The 14,179-nt window shown below is 56.1% G+C and carries 17 protein-coding genes; 8 read left to right on the top strand and 9 right to left on the bottom strand.

The features are described 5' to 3' along the window. Positions 1-6 precede the first annotated feature (6 nt). The 5 genes from ACR0DU_RS15350 (at position 7) to ACR0DU_RS15330 (ending at position 4,003) form a co-directional block, all read left to right on the top strand. Positions 7-882: a F0F1 ATP synthase subunit gamma gene (locus ACR0DU_RS15350; protein ID WP_170541380.1), complete on the top strand. Its 876-nt coding sequence runs from the start codon at positions 7-9 to the stop codon at positions 880-882. A gap of 20 nt (positions 883-902) precedes the next feature. Continuing rightward, complete coding sequence (gene atpD, locus ACR0DU_RS15345) at positions 903-2,327, top strand: F0F1 ATP synthase subunit beta (protein ID WP_010441763.1); 1,425 nt, start codon at positions 903-905, stop codon at positions 2,325-2,327. Between the two features lie 12 nt (positions 2,328-2,339). Next, positions 2,340-2,750 (top strand): F0F1 ATP synthase subunit epsilon, encoded by a 411-nt coding sequence (locus ACR0DU_RS15340; RefSeq protein WP_010441764.1) that lies wholly within the window; start codon positions 2,340-2,342, stop codon positions 2,748-2,750. A gap of 111 nt (positions 2,751-2,861) precedes the next feature. Further along, positions 2,862-3,212, top strand: coding sequence for an H-type lectin domain-containing protein (locus ACR0DU_RS15335; protein ID WP_480716772.1), 351 nt, complete (start codon positions 2,862-2,864; stop codon positions 3,210-3,212). 98 nt (positions 3,213-3,310) lie between these two features. Beyond that, positions 3,311-4,003 carry a nitroreductase family protein gene (locus ACR0DU_RS15330; protein WP_480875712.1) on the top strand — a complete coding sequence of 231 codons (693 nt, stop codon included), beginning with the start codon at positions 3,311-3,313 and terminating at the stop codon, positions 4,001-4,003. A 51-nt stretch (positions 4,004-4,054) separates the two neighbouring features. Here ACR0DU_RS15330 and ACR0DU_RS15325 read toward each other — a convergent pair whose 3' ends face one another. Next, positions 4,055-5,074: a ribose-phosphate pyrophosphokinase gene (locus ACR0DU_RS15325; protein WP_010441767.1), complete on the bottom strand. Its 1,020-nt coding sequence runs from the start codon at positions 5,072-5,074 to the stop codon at positions 4,055-4,057. 108 nt (positions 5,075-5,182) lie between these two features. On the opposite strand from ACR0DU_RS15325, the gene ACR0DU_RS15320 reads away from it, so the two are divergent. Next, positions 5,183-5,782 carry a DsbA family protein gene (locus ACR0DU_RS15320; protein WP_480875710.1) on the top strand — a complete coding sequence of 200 codons (600 nt, stop codon included), beginning with the start codon at positions 5,183-5,185 and terminating at the stop codon, positions 5,780-5,782. Positions 5,783-5,800: 18 nt separating this feature from the next. Here the strand turns inward: ACR0DU_RS15320 and ACR0DU_RS15315 are convergent, their stop codons facing one another. The 7 genes from ACR0DU_RS15315 to ACR0DU_RS15285 all read right to left on the bottom strand — a co-directional run bounded on the left by ACR0DU_RS15315 (position 5,801) and on the right by ACR0DU_RS15285 (position 11,830). Further along, complete coding sequence (locus tag ACR0DU_RS15315; RefSeq protein WP_480875708.1) at positions 5,801-6,835, bottom strand: threonine aldolase family protein; 1,035 nt, start codon at positions 6,833-6,835, stop codon at positions 5,801-5,803. Next, complete coding sequence (locus ACR0DU_RS15310; RefSeq protein ID WP_480606255.1) at positions 6,835-7,308, bottom strand: YcgN family cysteine cluster protein; 474 nt, start codon at positions 7,306-7,308, stop codon at positions 6,835-6,837. Before ACR0DU_RS15310 ends, ACR0DU_RS15315 begins: the two co-directional genes overlap by 1 nt. Next, entirely contained in the window at positions 7,305-8,237 is a 933-nt protein-coding gene (locus ACR0DU_RS15305) for a bifunctional riboflavin kinase/FAD synthetase (RefSeq protein WP_480875706.1), read from the bottom strand. Before ACR0DU_RS15305 ends, ACR0DU_RS15310 begins: the two co-directional genes overlap by 4 nt. Before the next feature lie 60 nt (positions 8,238-8,297). Continuing rightward, positions 8,298-8,741 (bottom strand): MaoC family dehydratase, encoded by a 444-nt coding sequence (locus ACR0DU_RS15300; RefSeq protein WP_010441772.1) that lies wholly within the window; start codon positions 8,739-8,741, stop codon positions 8,298-8,300. 100 nt (positions 8,742-8,841) lie between these two features. Further along, positions 8,842-9,717 (bottom strand): TIGR01459 family HAD-type hydrolase, encoded by an 876-nt coding sequence (locus tag ACR0DU_RS15295; protein ID WP_480875704.1) that lies wholly within the window; start codon positions 9,715-9,717, stop codon positions 8,842-8,844. A 196-nt stretch (positions 9,718-9,913) separates the two neighbouring features. After that, entirely contained in the window at positions 9,914-10,834 is a 921-nt protein-coding gene (locus tag ACR0DU_RS15290; RefSeq protein WP_480875702.1) for a manganese-dependent inorganic pyrophosphatase, read from the bottom strand. Between the two features lie 99 nt (positions 10,835-10,933). After that, on the bottom strand, positions 10,934-11,830 hold the full coding sequence (locus ACR0DU_RS15285) for a TraB/GumN family protein (RefSeq protein ID WP_480875701.1): 897 nt from the start codon (positions 11,828-11,830) through the stop codon (positions 10,934-10,936). Positions 11,831-12,035: 205 nt separating this feature from the next. Between ACR0DU_RS15285 and ACR0DU_RS15280 the strand changes: the two genes are divergently transcribed. Then, positions 12,036-12,710, top strand: a complete 675-nt coding sequence (locus ACR0DU_RS15280) for a DUF2161 domain-containing phosphodiesterase (RefSeq protein WP_480875700.1) — start codon at positions 12,036-12,038, stop codon at positions 12,708-12,710. Positions 12,711-12,735: 25 nt separating this feature from the next. Here ACR0DU_RS15280 and bla read toward each other — a convergent pair whose 3' ends face one another. After that, a complete protein-coding gene (bla, locus tag ACR0DU_RS15275) occupies positions 12,736-13,617 on the bottom strand; it encodes a class A beta-lactamase (RefSeq protein WP_480875697.1) in 882 nt (293 codons plus the stop codon). 228 nt (positions 13,618-13,845) lie between these two features. Between bla and groES the strand changes: the two genes are divergently transcribed. Continuing rightward, positions 13,846-14,133, top strand: a complete 288-nt coding sequence (groES, locus tag ACR0DU_RS15270; protein WP_010441779.1) for a co-chaperone GroES — start codon at positions 13,846-13,848, stop codon at positions 14,131-14,133. Positions 14,134-14,179 lie beyond the last annotated feature (46 nt).

Genomic DNA, 14,179 nt, shown 5'->3' with positions numbered 1-14,179 from the left:
GTTCCGATGCCTAGTCTGAAGGACCTTAAAAACAGGATCGAGTCGGTCAAATCGACCCGCAAGATCACCAAGGCCATGCAGATGGTCGCGGCAGCAAAACTGCGCCGCGCCCAGGAATCTGCCGAAGCCTCGCGCCCTTATGCCGAACGGTTCAATGCCGTGATGGCGGGGCTGGCGGCGTCGGTCGGGGGCAGCGACAGCGCTCCCAAGTTGCTCCGTGGTACGGGCAGCGATGATGTCCATCTGCTGGTTGTGATGACAGCTGAACGCGGCCTGTGTGGCGGCTTCAACGCGAACATCGCCAAGCTTGCCCGCGCCAAAGCGGACGAGCTGCGCGGCAAAGGCAAGACGGTCAAGGTTTTGACCGTCGGCAAGAAAGGCCGCGATGCGCTCAAGCGCGATTTTGGCGATCTGTTCGTTGGGCATATCGACCTGAGTGAGGTCAAGCGCATTGGCTACAACAACGCGCAAGACATCGCCAAGGACGTCCTTTCACGTTTCGACGGGGGTGAGTTCGACGTTGCCACGATCTTCTACTCGAAGTTCGTCAACGTTGTGACCCAGATCCCGACGGCACAGCAGGTCATCCCCGCCTCGTTCGAGGAAACCGAGGATGACGACAGCGGTGCCGTGTTCGATTACGAGCCCAGCGAAGAGGCCATTCTGGCCGACCTGCTGCCCAAGGGGGTCGCGACCGCGATCTTCTCGGCTCTGCTCGAAAACGGAGCGTCTGAACAGGGTGCACGGATGTCCGCGATGGACAACGCGACACGCAATGCGGGTGAAATGATCGACAAGCTGACGATCCAGTTCAACCGCTCGCGTCAGGCCGTGATCACCAACGAGCTGATTGAAATTATTTCCGGCGCCGAAGCGCTGTAGAGACATACCGGAGACGAAACATGGCGAATGCAAAAGGCAAAGTCACACAGATCATCGGGGCCGTCGTCGACGTGCACTTTGAAGATCAGCTGCCTGAAATTCTGAACGCGCTGGAAACCACCAACAACGGCAAGCGCCTGGTGTTGGAAGTTGCTCAGCACCTGGGTGAAAACACTGTCCGCACCATCGCGATGGACGCGACCGAAGGTCTGGTCCGCGGCGAAGCCGTGACCGACACCGGCGCACCGATCTCGGTACCGGTTGGCAACGCCACCCTGGGCCGCATCCTGAACGTGGTTGGTGAACCAATCGACGAAAAAGGCCCGGTTGAAGCATCTGAGGCCCGCGCGATCCACCAGCCTGCACCGACCTTCGACGAACAGTCGACCGAGTCGGAAGTTCTGGTAACCGGCATCAAGGTTGTTGACCTGCTGGCCCCCTACGCCAAAGGCGGTAAGATCGGCCTGTTCGGCGGTGCCGGCGTTGGTAAAACCGTTCTGATCATGGAACTGATCAACAACATCGCAAAAGTGCACTCGGGCTTCTCGGTGTTCGCGGGTGTTGGCGAACGGACCCGTGAAGGGAACGACCTGTATCACGAGATGATCGAATCGAACGTAATTAAGCCGGACAACCTGTCGGAATCGCAGGTGGCGCTGGTTTACGGTCAGATGAACGAACCTCCCGGAGCGCGTGCACGTGTTGCTCTGACCGGTCTGACTCTGGCCGAGCAGTTCCGCGACCAGTCCGGTACCGACGTTCTGTTCTTCGTCGACAACATCTTCCGCTTCACGCAGGCGGGTTCTGAGGTTTCGGCTCTGCTGGGTCGTATTCCTTCGGCGGTGGGTTACCAGCCGACACTGGCGACCGACATGGGTGCCTTGCAGGAACGCATCACCTCGACCAAATCGGGTTCGATCACGTCCGTGCAGGCGATCTACGTGCCTGCGGACGACCTTACCGACCCTGCGCCGGCAACCTCGTTTGCTCACTTGGACGCGACCACCGTTCTTAACCGTGCGATCTCGGAAAAGGGTATCTACCCTGCGGTTGACCCGCTCGACTCGACCTCGCGTCTGCTCGATCCGGCCATCGTTGGTGAAGAGCACTACAAAGTTGCGACCGACGTTCAGCAGATCCTCCAGCGCTACAAGTCACTGCAGGACATCATCGCCATCCTCGGCATGGACGAACTGTCGGAAGAGGACAAACTGACCGTGGCCCGTGCCCGTAAGATCGAACGCTTCCTGTCGCAGCCGTTCGACGTGGCCGAAGTCTTCACCGGTTCGCCCGGCGTACAGGTTCCTCTGGATGTGACCATCGCGTCGTTCAAAGCGGTTGTCGCTGGCGAATACGATCACCTGCCGGAAGCGGCCTTCCTGATGGTTGGCGGCATCGAAGAAGTGATCGCCAAAGCGGAGAAGATGGCCGCAGAAGCCGCCTAAGGAGTATCCCTGATGGCAAACACGATGCAATTCGACCTCGTCAGCCCCGAGCGGAGCCTCGCTTCGCTTGAGGCCACCGCGGTCCAGATTCCCGGCGCGGACGGGGACATGACGGCAATGCCCGATCATGCCCCTACAATTACCACGCTGCGCCCGGGCATCCTGAAGGTCGAGGCACCTGCAGGAGCCAGCGAATACCTGGTCACCGGCGGGTTTGCTCAGATCAATGGCGATGGCCTTTCTGTTCTGGCAGAAAAAGCCATTCCGGTCGCGGAAGTGACCCGGTCGCATATGGATGACCTGATCGCGGAAGCCCGTGCCTCGCATGAGGCCGCGAAAGCGGGTGACGATCAATCCATTGTCGACGATGCAGCTAAGTTGCTGGCTGATATGGAAGCCCTTGGAACGCATATGAGCCTATAAAGGTTCATCTCAACCGATTCGAAACGGCCCTGCTTTGCGGGGCCGTTTTTTTGTCGTGATTTCGTCAAAGGTGCAGGGTAAGGTGCCGGAATTGAAAGAAAAGATGACACGATGAAGAAATTTCTGACCCATCCCATCGGTATTGATCAGGGCGAATCCGTTTTGTTTTCCGATTTCGCCGACGGTGGAGATATGTGGATCGGGCAAGGCGCGCGCGAACGCCGAACCGCCATTCGGTTCAAAGAGGCGTTTCGATCAGTGCCATTTGTGCAGATCGGTGTGGCGCTTTGGGATGTGGATACGTCATCTGCGCTGCGAGCTGAGGTGCAGGCAGAAGATATCACCCCCGAGGGATTTAATGCTGTGTTTCGGACTTGGTCTGATACGCGCATTGCCAGAATTCGGGTATCCTGGACAGCGATCGGCGAGGTAGCGCACGAAGATGATTGGAATATCTCCTGAGTCCGTATTGCACGTAAGAGGCGATTGCACCTTTTTGACAGCCGTACCATAACGGAAAAAGCGCCTGCGACGCGCGATGGATACGGAGGACCTTGCCGGTGTTTGCACGCGAGCACATTGAATACAAAGCTTTGAATCTGCCTGATCGTATGGACATGTCGGATGACGAGATGTTGAGTGAGGCGTTGGCATTTTATGACAAGATGAAGCGTCGCCATACCGTACGGGACTATTCGGACCGCTCTGTGTCACGCGCAGTCATTGAAGAGTGTATTCGCGCCGCAGGAACCGCCCCATCAGGGGCAAATCATCAGCCTTGGCACTTCGTCGCAATTTCAAATCCCGAGATGAAGCGCCGAATTCGTGAGGAAGCGGAAGAAGAGGAACGCAAGTTCTATGACGGCGGTGCAGGGGATGAATGGCTGAAAGCGCTGGAACCGATTGGGACAAATGACCAGAAGCCGCATCTTGAAGATGCGCCGTGGTTAATTGTGATATTCGCTCAGAGATGGGGCCATTTCGACGATGGGGTACGGTTCAAGAATTACTATGTGCCTGAGAGTACAGGTATTGCGACTGGCTTTCTGCTGACGGCATTACATCACGCTGGGTTGGTCTCCCTGACCCATACACCCAACCCTATGAAATTCCTGAATAAACTATTGGATCGCCCTGATCACGAAAAACCGATCATGATCGTTGCGGTTGGTCATCCGAGTGAAGAGGCGAAGGTGCCGAAAGTAGCAAAGATGAAAAAGCAGTTGGATGAAATCATGACGGTCGCCGAGTAGCAGGCCGTCATGATCTCAAATGGCAGAAGCTGTGGTCAGTAGCTTTGCTAATTAGTCCATGTGATAGAGCGACTCGTAAATCGGGGTCAGCGTCTTGTCCTCGAACAGGGATGACACACTGGTGCCGTTCCAGATATTCAGGATTGCCTGTGTGAAGATCGGAGCCGTAGGTACGATGCGGATATTTGCGGCCTTTTCGATCTCGGCTGTTGGTTGGATTGTGTCCGAAAGCACCAAAGATTTCATGACCGAATTGGTTACACGTTCAACTGCAGGTCCGCTCATGACGCCATGCGTGATATAGGAATGCACCTCTTTGGCGCCATTATCTATCAGCACCTGGGCAGCTTTACATAGTGTACCAGCTGTATCGCAGATGTCGTCCACGATCAGGCAGATCTTGTCTTTGACGTCGCCGATCACTGTCATCTCAGCAATTTCACCGGCTTTTTCGCGGCGCTTGTCAACGATCGACAACGGAGCGTTGATACGTTTGGCCAATTCGCGCGCGCGCGCAACACCGCCGACGTCGGGTGAGACCACCATCAGATCGTCCATCTGATCTTTGAATTGCTTCTTCACATCCAGGGCAAAAATCGGTGAGGCATAGAGGTTGTCCACCGGCATGTCGAAAAAGCCCTGAATCTGGGCGGCGTGCAGATCCATCGTAAGGATACGCTCGATACCTGCGCCAGTCAGCATGTTAGCCACCAGCTTGGCACTTATTGGTGTGCGCGCTTTAGTGCGGCGGTCCTGTCGGGCATAGCCGAAATAGGGGATCACAGCAGTGATGCGGGCCGCGGACGAACGGCGCAGGGCATCGGCAATGATCAGCAACTCCATCAGGTTGTCATTAGCCGGGTTCGAGGTCGGTTGGATAATAAACATATCCTCGCCACGCACGTTCTCGAATACCTCAACGAAAATCTCGCCGTCGTTGAACCGTTCGACCCGCGCATCGACCAGCCCCTGGTCAACGCCGCGATGTAGGCTCATGCGGCGGGCAATGGTTTCGGCAAGCGGAAGATTGGCGTTCCCAGCGATAAGCTTGGGTTCGTGAAGTGTCGGCATCGGCTGATTTTCCCCGGGCAGCAGTGGCAATGTGACAGATTCGTGATGTTGACACCGCTTAGCATGGGTCTACCGTCCCGCAAAGATAACGCAGCGGAGAAAGTGAACATGGCCCAGATTGACTACTTTTTTGCGACACTCTCGCCCTATTCCTACCTAGCGGGGATGCGACTTGAAGAGATTGCAGCCAAGCATGTTGCGATGATCAACTATAAACCGCTGGATATCATTGCTCTGTTCGGCCGAACCGGGGGAGTGCCTCCAAAAGATCGACATATCTCACGTATCGAATACCGCGCGCAGGAACTGGTTCGCCAAGCGCGTAATCTGAGCATGCCGCTGAACCTGCAACCCGCGCACTGGCCTACGAATATGGCGCCGTCCTCATATGCCGTAATTGCGGCCATTCAGGATGGATCAGGGGATGTCGGAAAGCTGTGCCATTCTTTCCTGCGAGCGTGCTGGGCAGAAGAAAAGGACATCGCCGACGATGGCGTTATCCGCGATTGCCTAGAGCAGGCCGGGTTTAATCCAAACCTTGCCGATAGCGGTCTTCTGGTAGGTGCAGAAACCTATGCCGCCAATCTTGAAGAGGCCGTGGATCGTGGTGTATTCGGCGCGCCGTTTTATATCACACCTGACGGTCAAAGGTTCTGGGGTCAAGACCGTCTTGACGACCTGGACCGTCATCTCGCTGAGATGAAATAGCCGGGCAGACGCGCCCGACTAAAGAAGGCTTAGAAACTGGTCGATCTGTTCGGTTCCGATGGACCAGTCGCAAACCAGGCGGCAGGCCAGCATCTCGCTTTCGTCTTCACCCGCCAGCGTGTCGCCCCACAGGTGATAGACAGCGCCTGCCTCGTGCAGGCGCTTGTGCTGGCCGCGGGGGAAGCTGGCGAATACCATGTTGGCTTGGGGTTCATGCAGGAACTCTGTGCCGAGTGCACGCAACCCGTCCGCCAGACGCGCGCAGTTGGCATTGGCCTTGCGGGCAGATTTCAACCACAGGTCATCCTTTAGGTAGGCGGCCATTTGGGCCGACAGGTAACGGTGCTTGGAAAACAGGTGCGCACCGCGCTTACGTCGCAGCTCGAATTCCCATGCTTTGCTTTCGTCGAAGAAGATCACGGCCTCGACACCCATCAGCCCGTTTTTGGTGCCGCCAAAACTGACCGCATCAACACCGGCTTTCCATGTCATCTCAGCGGGTGAGCAATTTAGGGCAACCAGAGCGTTGGTGAAACGAGCGCCATCCAAATGCACTGGCAATCCAAAAGATTTGGCAACACCACATAGGGCTTGTAGTTCGGCCAGCGAATAAACCGAGCCGCGCTCGGTCACCTGAGTGATAGAGACAGGCCCGCGTTGAGGACCATGAACGCCGCGGGTTTCTTCCCCCTCAATGGACTTGGTCAACGCTTCGGGGGTCATTTTGTCGCCACCCGGTACCAGTGTTAACTTTGCGCCGGTGTAGAATTCGGGCGCGTTGCACTCATCCTCATGAATATGAGCGACGGTTGAACAGAATACGGTTTCCCACGGCTTGCTCAGCGTCGCCAAAGCCAGTGAATTCGCCGCCGTTCCCGTAGCGACCAGATAAACCGCGGCACCCGGAGCTTCGAAAATACCTCGGATCTGGTCTCGCACTTCATTCATCAGAGTGTCCGCGCCGTAAGCCATCTGATAGTCCTGATTGGTCTCGGCCAACGCAGTCAGAACTTCGGGATGAACAGGCCCGGAATTGTCAGAGGCAAAATGCATCAGCTCGGCTCCTCGATGATGTAGTCTTCCCATTCTTCCATGGGTGTTTCGAATTCAGATACGGTTCGCCCCTGCACGGAAACTTCGGCGGTATGAACGCTGTCTGGCGTACCTGATACCAAAGGATGCCAGTCGTAAAGTGGTTTGCCTTCCCACAGCAGTCGGTAGGCGCAGGTCTGGGGTAACCAATAGGCATGACTGTCGATGTTATCGGGTGTCATGACGATGCATTCGGGTACGAACTGGTGCCGGATGTCATATTGCGTGCACCGGCAGGTTTCGTCATCCAAAAGACGGCAGGCAACACATGTCAGGGCGACCTCGCCGGTATCTTCGTCTTCCAGTTTGTTCAGGCAGCATTTGCCGCAGCCATCGCACAGGGCCTCCCACTCACGCTGGTTCATCTTGCGTAGTGGCTTGCGTTCCCAGAACCGAGGCGCGAGGCCAGCTCGATCGATTGGATCCGTGGTCATGTACTGGCCAGTATCTCTCGGGCGCGCGCGCAATCGGCATCCATCTGCGAGATCAACCCGTCAAGGCCGTCGAATGTCATTTCGGGCCGCAGAAAGTCGACCAGACCAACGGACAGCGTCGCGCCGTAAAGATCGCCTGAGAAATCGAACAGGAATGTTTCGATGTTGGGAACCTCACCTTGGAACATTGGCCGGGTCCCGACCGATGCCGCCCCGTGATAGCTGCCCTGATGTGGGCCATCCAGGACGTCGACCAGAACTGCATAAACACCGAATCTCGGAGGGTGCAGCCCTTCGATCGACATATTGGCCGTTGGGTATCCCAAGTCGCGTCCACGTTGCTCGCCTCCAACGACCTCGCCCTCGATCCGATGCCAGTGACCCAGCATTGTTGCCGCATCACGCGGACGTCCCTCTGACAGAGCCGTACGGATCGCAGTGGATGAGACCACATTCTCGGTTCGCTCCAACAGGGGCGCGATGGTTACACCGAACCCCATCTCTTCGCCGAAGCGAACCAGGTCCTGAGGGTTGCCGCTGCGTCCTTTGCCGAAACAAAAGTCAGCGCCCACGACAACATGAGACAGCCCCAGACCATCACATATGACGTTTCTGGCGAAAGCTTCAGGGGTCATTCCCGCCAGCGCCGAATTGAAGGGAAGTTCATAAAGCTTCTGCACGCCGAGCTTTTCCAGCCGGTGCGCGCGCGCATTGCCGCGCATCAGACGAAAGGGCGGAGCCTCTGGGGCAAAATACTCTCGTGGATGCGGCTCGAAGGTCATGACTCCCAGCGGTGCATTCAATTCAGCATTGCGCGCAAGTGCAATGACGGATTGATGCCCTAAATGAACGCCGTCAAAGTTTCCAATGGCAACGCTGGCACCACGATCTTCTGGCTCGACAAACTGGAAGTCACGAATGATCTGCATGAGAATTGCCTAGCGGGACTGACCGTCAGGTTCAAGCCGCAGATCGGCTAAGCTGCGTGATCAGTCGAACTTGCGGCTTGGTGCCAGCACCATGGCCTCGCCCACCAGCACTTTCTTACCGTCGACTGCGCAGTGACAATCCAACTTGACCCGACGTTTGGAGAAATCGATATCGATCACCTTGACCTCGGCATAAACCATGTCACCCGGACGCACCGGGGCCAGGAACTTGAGCGACTGTCCCATGTATACGGTCCCATGTCCGGGCAGCTGCTCCCCGATCACGGCAGAGATCAGGCCAGCGGTCAGCATGCCATGCGCTATGCGCCCTTCGAAAATCGTATCTCGGGCATAATCATCATCCAGATGAACTGGGTTACGGTCTGTCGACACCTGGGCAAACATCTCGATGTCTTCATCTGTCACCACTTTGCGCAGATGCCGTGACATGCCCATTTCGATGTCTTCGATACAAATCGTTCCGCGTGGAAGGTTGTCCAACATGCTGCCCTCATCCGAGATCGAAAGAGCAACAAAAGACCATCATTTGTCGCTCATCGGCAACTTTATTACTTCGCAGTTGCAGAAAATCAAGTCTTTTTTGCTATCTCAAGCGGCCAATCGAGAAGGTTGGGTTAATCTGTTCTTTTTCGTTATGTACCCGCAATGCATCCTCATCCGGGTGATGTGCGGTTTTGGTTTCAGCAGCGGCCAGTCCCCCCGTGATGAACAAGGTGTCAATGCCTTCACCCATGCCCCCCGCGATGTCTGTCTGCGGCCCGTCACCAATCGCCAGTATCTCGGAATCCGAGGCGTCGACTCCGATTGCTTGTAGCCTTCGTCGTGCCAGATCATAGATCGGCGGGTGCGGTTTGCCGAAATACAGGCTTTCACCTCCCATCTCACTGTAAAGCCGGGCTAAAGCTCCTGCACACCACTCGCGTGTTTCGCCTCGGTCCACGACGATATCGGGGTTGGCGCAAAGCAGTTTCAATCCTTTCTGCTTGGCATACAGAAAGTCGGGCCGGTTTACATCCGGGTCTGCCATCGGGTCGAACGGGCCGCAGCACACAATGCCTTCAGCTTCGTCCAGCGCCACGCGCTCGATATGGATAGGATGATCCAACAGCTTCAGAGGTTCAAAAAATCCCGCGTCACGTTGCCATTCGCCCATGAAGTAGACTTTTTCACCAACCGTCCCGCGATACATCGCAGAACGTGCCGAATCGCCACTGGTCGCGATGGTGTCATAGGCGTCCGCAGGTACATTGAATTGCGTTAGCTGCAATGCAACACCGGCTCGGGGCTTGGGAGAGTTTGTCACCAGAACCACAGTGCCGCCTTTTTGCCGATAAGCTTGCAGGGCAGCCACGGCCTCGGGGTAGGCGGTGATCCCGTTGTGAACGCACCCCCACAAATCAACGAACAGCGCTTTGTACCTGTCAGAGATTTCCGCAAGTGAAGAAACGATTTGGGTCATGGCGCGCCTCGTGGAACAGGGAATGCAAGATACCAAGCCTATGGCAGAGCCCGGCCAGATTTGCCAGAGGTCCCGCTTTGGGCGCGCTGAAGGGAATAGGATTCCCTTGTTCATCTGGCCACAAATATCCCGGAGCGCGAGGCAGAGCCTCGCAAAAAGTAAGGCGCCCGGTTCGAGCGCCTTTGATGATCTAAACTCAGACCTTGAGGTTTGGAATGATCTGCTTTTTCCGGCTCATGATGCCTGGCAGGACAACCGCGTCGCCGTCTACGGTAGCGCCAAAGCTTTTCTCGGCGACGCCTTTGACCAGATCGTTCGGAACCAGCAGGGTCGCCTCTTCGTTCAGAATGTCGACCACGAACAGCAACACCTGATCAACGCCGTCTTCCTTGGCCACGTCGGTCATCGCGCTTACGATGCTGTCCTTGCGATCCAGCACGACGCCGGGTGCTGTAGTTTCCAGAACCGAGACCCGGAACTTGGTGCCGTCGACTTCGTATTCCTTGCTGTCCATGCGGATCAGTTCGGCGTCCGAGAAAGACGAGACATCCGATTTCGCTGCAAACATGTCGGCGGCGTAGGCCGAGACATCCAGACCAAGCTCAGCCGCCAATTTCTCGGCCACGGCACGATCATGGGCGGTGGTGGTGGGTGAGCGGAACTCCAGCGTGTCCGACAGGATGCAGGTCAGCGCTGCACCTTTCATGGCGTCAGGCATCTTGGCGGCATCGTCACCCATTAGGTCGACCATGATGGTTGCCGTGCAGGCCAGTGGGCGCACGGTGATATCGATCGGGCCTTTGGTTTCAAGTCCACCAACCAGCTTGTGGTGGTCGATAATCGCGCGGATATCAGCGCTGTTGATGCTGGCCGGCAACTCAGCCGGATTGTTGGTGTCGACGATGATAACGGGTGCATCTTCAACCACGTCTTCGATGATCTGCGGCTTGGGCAGGTCCCAGCGTTCCAGCATGAACGCCGCTTCGGTGTTGGGTTCACCCAGCAATGCAGGCTGGGCCTGCTCACCCTTCACTTCGTTCAGATACCAGGACCACAGGATCGGAGAGCCGGTGGAATCGGTGTCGGGAGATTTATGGCCAAAAACTAGCGTTGTCATGTCGCGTGTCCTGAGGAATGTGGATTTGCGCGCCTTATAGGGTGGTCAATCCCGGATGTCACCCGGAAGGAAAGGTGCTGCGACCCTTGGTCTGATTTCCTAGAATTCAGCGCGCTCCAAGGTGTATCCCGACTGTTGCAACTGGTTTAGCAAGCCGTAGTCATTGCTTAGATGTCCGGCCCCAACAGCGATGACTGCGGTCTGATCCTTCAGGCTCAAAATTATTTCCATCCAATTTGCGTTGCGCTGTACCAGAAGCTGATCCTCAAAACTCTGCCATTGGGCGTTAAACTCCTCGGGTGTCAGTCCTGATGCTTCAAGCCCCTGTATCTTGGCCAATTCCATGATTGCAGCGTGCTGTTCCTCGATATACGCATTCGCCATGGTGATCATTTGATCGTCACCCGCCGCGAGTGCGCCTGACATCCGGGTCAGCGAGGCAACCTGATCTTCCAACGAATGACTGTCGAACATGACAATCAGGTCCTCGATACGTTCGAGCGAATACTGAGGAATTTGATGTTCATCGGCCAATTCGGTCAAGCGCGTATCCATGCCCCGATCGAAATCTGGGGTGTTCATCAAGCAGGGCGGAATGCCAAGCATCATGCTCAGGAACCAGGGGCGCATCTTCGCAGCCATCCAAGTGGGAATCCCGCGATCAGCCAGCGTTTCCGACAACGCGGCCCAATCTTCTTCTGACATCAGATCAATCAAGGTAGGCCCCGAGGTGATCAATACCGGGCTTAGGTCCTCGGCCAGATCTTTCTCGAAAGCCTCCATTTCTGTCTTTGTAACTTCAAAGTAGAACGCGTCGACCTGGCTCAGGATTGGCGCCAATCTATCAACCACTGGACCCATTCGCGCATCGTTGGTGTGCAGAGTGCCGATCAAATGCAGCACAGTGTTGTCCTTCGTGGCGATCCAGTGATTGCCTTCCGGAAATGGAATAGCGCGAAGCGTCTCGTCCAGCTCGGCCTGAGCGTCTGTCGACAAATCAAGCCTCAGATCTCGCCCCTCACAGGCTGCTTGCGCGGTGATTGGAAATAATAGGCAAAGACAGATGCTGAGCAGACGCATTGGATTCCTTCCGCAGCTTGCGACGATGCCCAATTCATACCCCTGCCTTCTTACGGCCTGCAACGTGGTTTGTTATCAAGCAGCGGCTGGCAATCTGCGCGAAACCGCATAGCATGGCCTTATGAAGCTCGAGCAAGATCTCTATCCCCCAATCAAAGCGTTGTTGGAACGACAGGGGTATACCGTGAAAGGAGAGGTTGGCGCTGCCGATATCATGGCCGTACGCGATGGCGAAGACTTGGTGATTGTCGAACTCAAACTACGCTTTAGCCTTGCGCTGTTTCATCAGGCCATCACGCGCCTGAAAGTGACCGATCAAGTCTACATCGGGGTCTGTAAGCCCAAAGGGCGAATGGCGCGGCGGGCTTTGAAGGACAATCTGGCGCTGTGCCGCCGTTTGGGGCTGGGTCTGATCACAGTGCGACCGGATGGAACGGTCGAGGTTCAGTGCGATCCGGGCCCATACGCGCCTCGCAAAGACAAGGTGAAAGCCAAACGGTTGCTGCGCGAGTTTGAAAGGCTGCAGGGCGATCCGAATGCAGGCGGAGCCACGCGGCACGGGATCGTAACGGCCTATCGGCAAGATGCGCTCAAATGCGCGGCACATCTGGCTGAACATGGCGCGGTCAAAGGGGCAACGGTGGCAAAGGCGACGGGGGTCCAAACAGCCACGCGCCTGATGTATGAAAACCACTACGGCTGGTTCGAGAAGGTGGAGAAAGGCGTATATGCGCTATCTGCTTCGGGGGTCGAAGGGCTGAAACATTGGGCTTATAGCTGGGAAGAAGCGGAATAGCCGACTTGCTGCGTGCCGAAGGTGATCAGTCAATCCGCGCGCTAATCTCGGCGATCATCGCTTGGCCAATGTCCGAGAGCACCGCGTTGCGTTCGGGAAATGGCGCATCGCTATCAGTCAGATAGATGGCTGCCATATATGTTCGTGGTTCAGGTGTCTGCAGAAAGGCGATGATCGCGCGGCTGCCGAAACCTCCTGCTCCGGTTTTGTCCCCGATTATCCAACTTTTCGGCAGGTGAGCGCGGATAAGCCCGTCGGCCACCTGATCATCAATCATCCATTGCCCAAGCTGCGCGGCTGAGGCGGGTGAAAGCACCTCGTCGAATAACAGCCGTTCTATTGTCTCCAGTATTGCCCGCGGTGTCGTTGTGTCACGCGGGTCGCCAGGGGTGGCTTCGTTCAGGGCAGTCTCCCAACGATCCAGGCGTGTAGTGCCGTCGCCCGTTGCCCGGAGGAACTCGGTCAGCCCGGCTGGCCCGTCCAGTTGTATTAACAAGAGGTTGGCCGCTGCGTTGTCGCTGATTGTCATGGTTGCCTGACATAACGCACCAATTGTCATTCCCGTCTCAACGTGTTCGCTCGTAACAGGTGAGTATTCCACAAGGTCTGATGGCTGAATTGCCACATTTTCTGACAGGTCTACTGCACCAGAATCCACACCTGCCAAAATCGCACCGCACAAGAGTAGCTTGAATGTACTGGACATCGGGAACAGCTCATCGGCCCGATGAGAGACTTCCCAAGCAGCGTCAGTTTCATACAGAAGGACGCCAATTCGCGCGTCCAAGCGGTGCTCCCATAATCGGGTGGTTTGGATAAGGGTTTGGGCTTGCGCCGTAGCGGCGAAACAGATGATCAGAGCAAGTGAAAGCACATTCGCGGCGGCAAGGAACTGGCACCTAGACATCAAAGTTTCCGCCTCAATCTAGGGTGCGACCAGAATAGTCTGCCGGGGTTTTGAGTAAACCAATTACTCTGGATTCTTTAAGTTGCAAAAAATATTCATGCAGCTTGTTGACTCACTTTGGGTTACTCCCTAGCTATGCGTCGTTATCACTCATGAGACCCGAGTGCTAACGCCTCGCCAGTCGGCGAGGGGAGGATAAACAAACTTTGAGCCCAAGGAGCTGCAAAGATGGCATTGAAACCGCTTCACGACCGTGTGCTGGTTCGTCGCGTAGAAAGCGAAGAGAAAACCGCTGGTGGTCTGATTATTCCCGATAGCGCAAAAGAAAAGCCCAGCGAAGGCGAAGTCGTCGCAACCGGCGAAGGCGCGCGCAAGGACAGCGGCGAACTGATCGCGATGGCTGTAAAAGCTGGTGACAAGATCCTGTTCGGCAAATGGTCGGGCACCGAGGTTCAGGTCAACGGCGAAGAGCTGCTGATGATGAAAGAAAGCGACATCATGGGGATCATCGAGTAAGCCCAAGCGCTTTCTCTGATCTTCATCTCAATACATTTTCTCAAGG

The organism is Ruegeria sp. G2, assembly GCF_056533505.1.
This window is presented reverse-complemented; position numbering and strand designations above follow the sequence as displayed.

Coding starts and splice junctions, on each gene's coding strand:
- bla (WP_480875697.1), bottom strand. CDS start 13,617: ATGTCTAGGTGCCAGTTCCTTGCCGCCGCGAATGTGCTTTCACTTGCT.
- ACR0DU_RS15340 (WP_010441764.1), top strand. CDS start 2,340: ATGGCAAACACGATGCAATTCGACCTCGTCAGCCCCGAGCGGAGCCTC.
- ACR0DU_RS15315 (WP_480875708.1), bottom strand. CDS start 6,835: ATGCATTTTGCCTCTGACAATTCCGGGCCTGTTCATCCCGAAGTTCTG.
- ACR0DU_RS15290 (WP_480875702.1), bottom strand. CDS start 10,834: ATGACAACGCTAGTTTTTGGCCATAAATCTCCCGACACCGATTCCACC.
- ACR0DU_RS15280 (WP_480875700.1), top strand. CDS start 12,036: ATGAAGCTCGAGCAAGATCTCTATCCCCCAATCAAAGCGTTGTTGGAA.
- atpD (WP_010441763.1), top strand. CDS start 903: ATGGCGAATGCAAAAGGCAAAGTCACACAGATCATCGGGGCCGTCGTC.
- ACR0DU_RS15335 (WP_480716772.1), top strand. CDS start 2,862: ATGAAGAAATTTCTGACCCATCCCATCGGTATTGATCAGGGCGAATCC.
- ACR0DU_RS15310 (WP_480606255.1), bottom strand. CDS start 7,308: ATGACCACGGATCCAATCGATCGAGCTGGCCTCGCGCCTCGGTTCTGG.
- ACR0DU_RS15350 (WP_170541380.1), top strand. CDS start 7: ATGCCTAGTCTGAAGGACCTTAAAAACAGGATCGAGTCGGTCAAATCG.
- ACR0DU_RS15325 (WP_010441767.1), bottom strand. CDS start 5,074: ATGCCGACACTTCACGAACCCAAGCTTATCGCTGGGAACGCCAATCTT.
- ACR0DU_RS15295 (WP_480875704.1), bottom strand. CDS start 9,717: ATGACCCAAATCGTTTCTTCACTTGCGGAAATCTCTGACAGGTACAAA.
- groES (WP_010441779.1), top strand. CDS start 13,846: ATGGCATTGAAACCGCTTCACGACCGTGTGCTGGTTCGTCGCGTAGAA.
- ACR0DU_RS15305 (WP_480875706.1), bottom strand. CDS start 8,237: ATGCAGATCATTCGTGACTTCCAGTTTGTCGAGCCAGAAGATCGTGGT.
- ACR0DU_RS15320 (WP_480875710.1), top strand. CDS start 5,183: ATGGCCCAGATTGACTACTTTTTTGCGACACTCTCGCCCTATTCCTAC.
- ACR0DU_RS15300 (WP_010441772.1), bottom strand. CDS start 8,741: ATGTTGGACAACCTTCCACGCGGAACGATTTGTATCGAAGACATCGAA.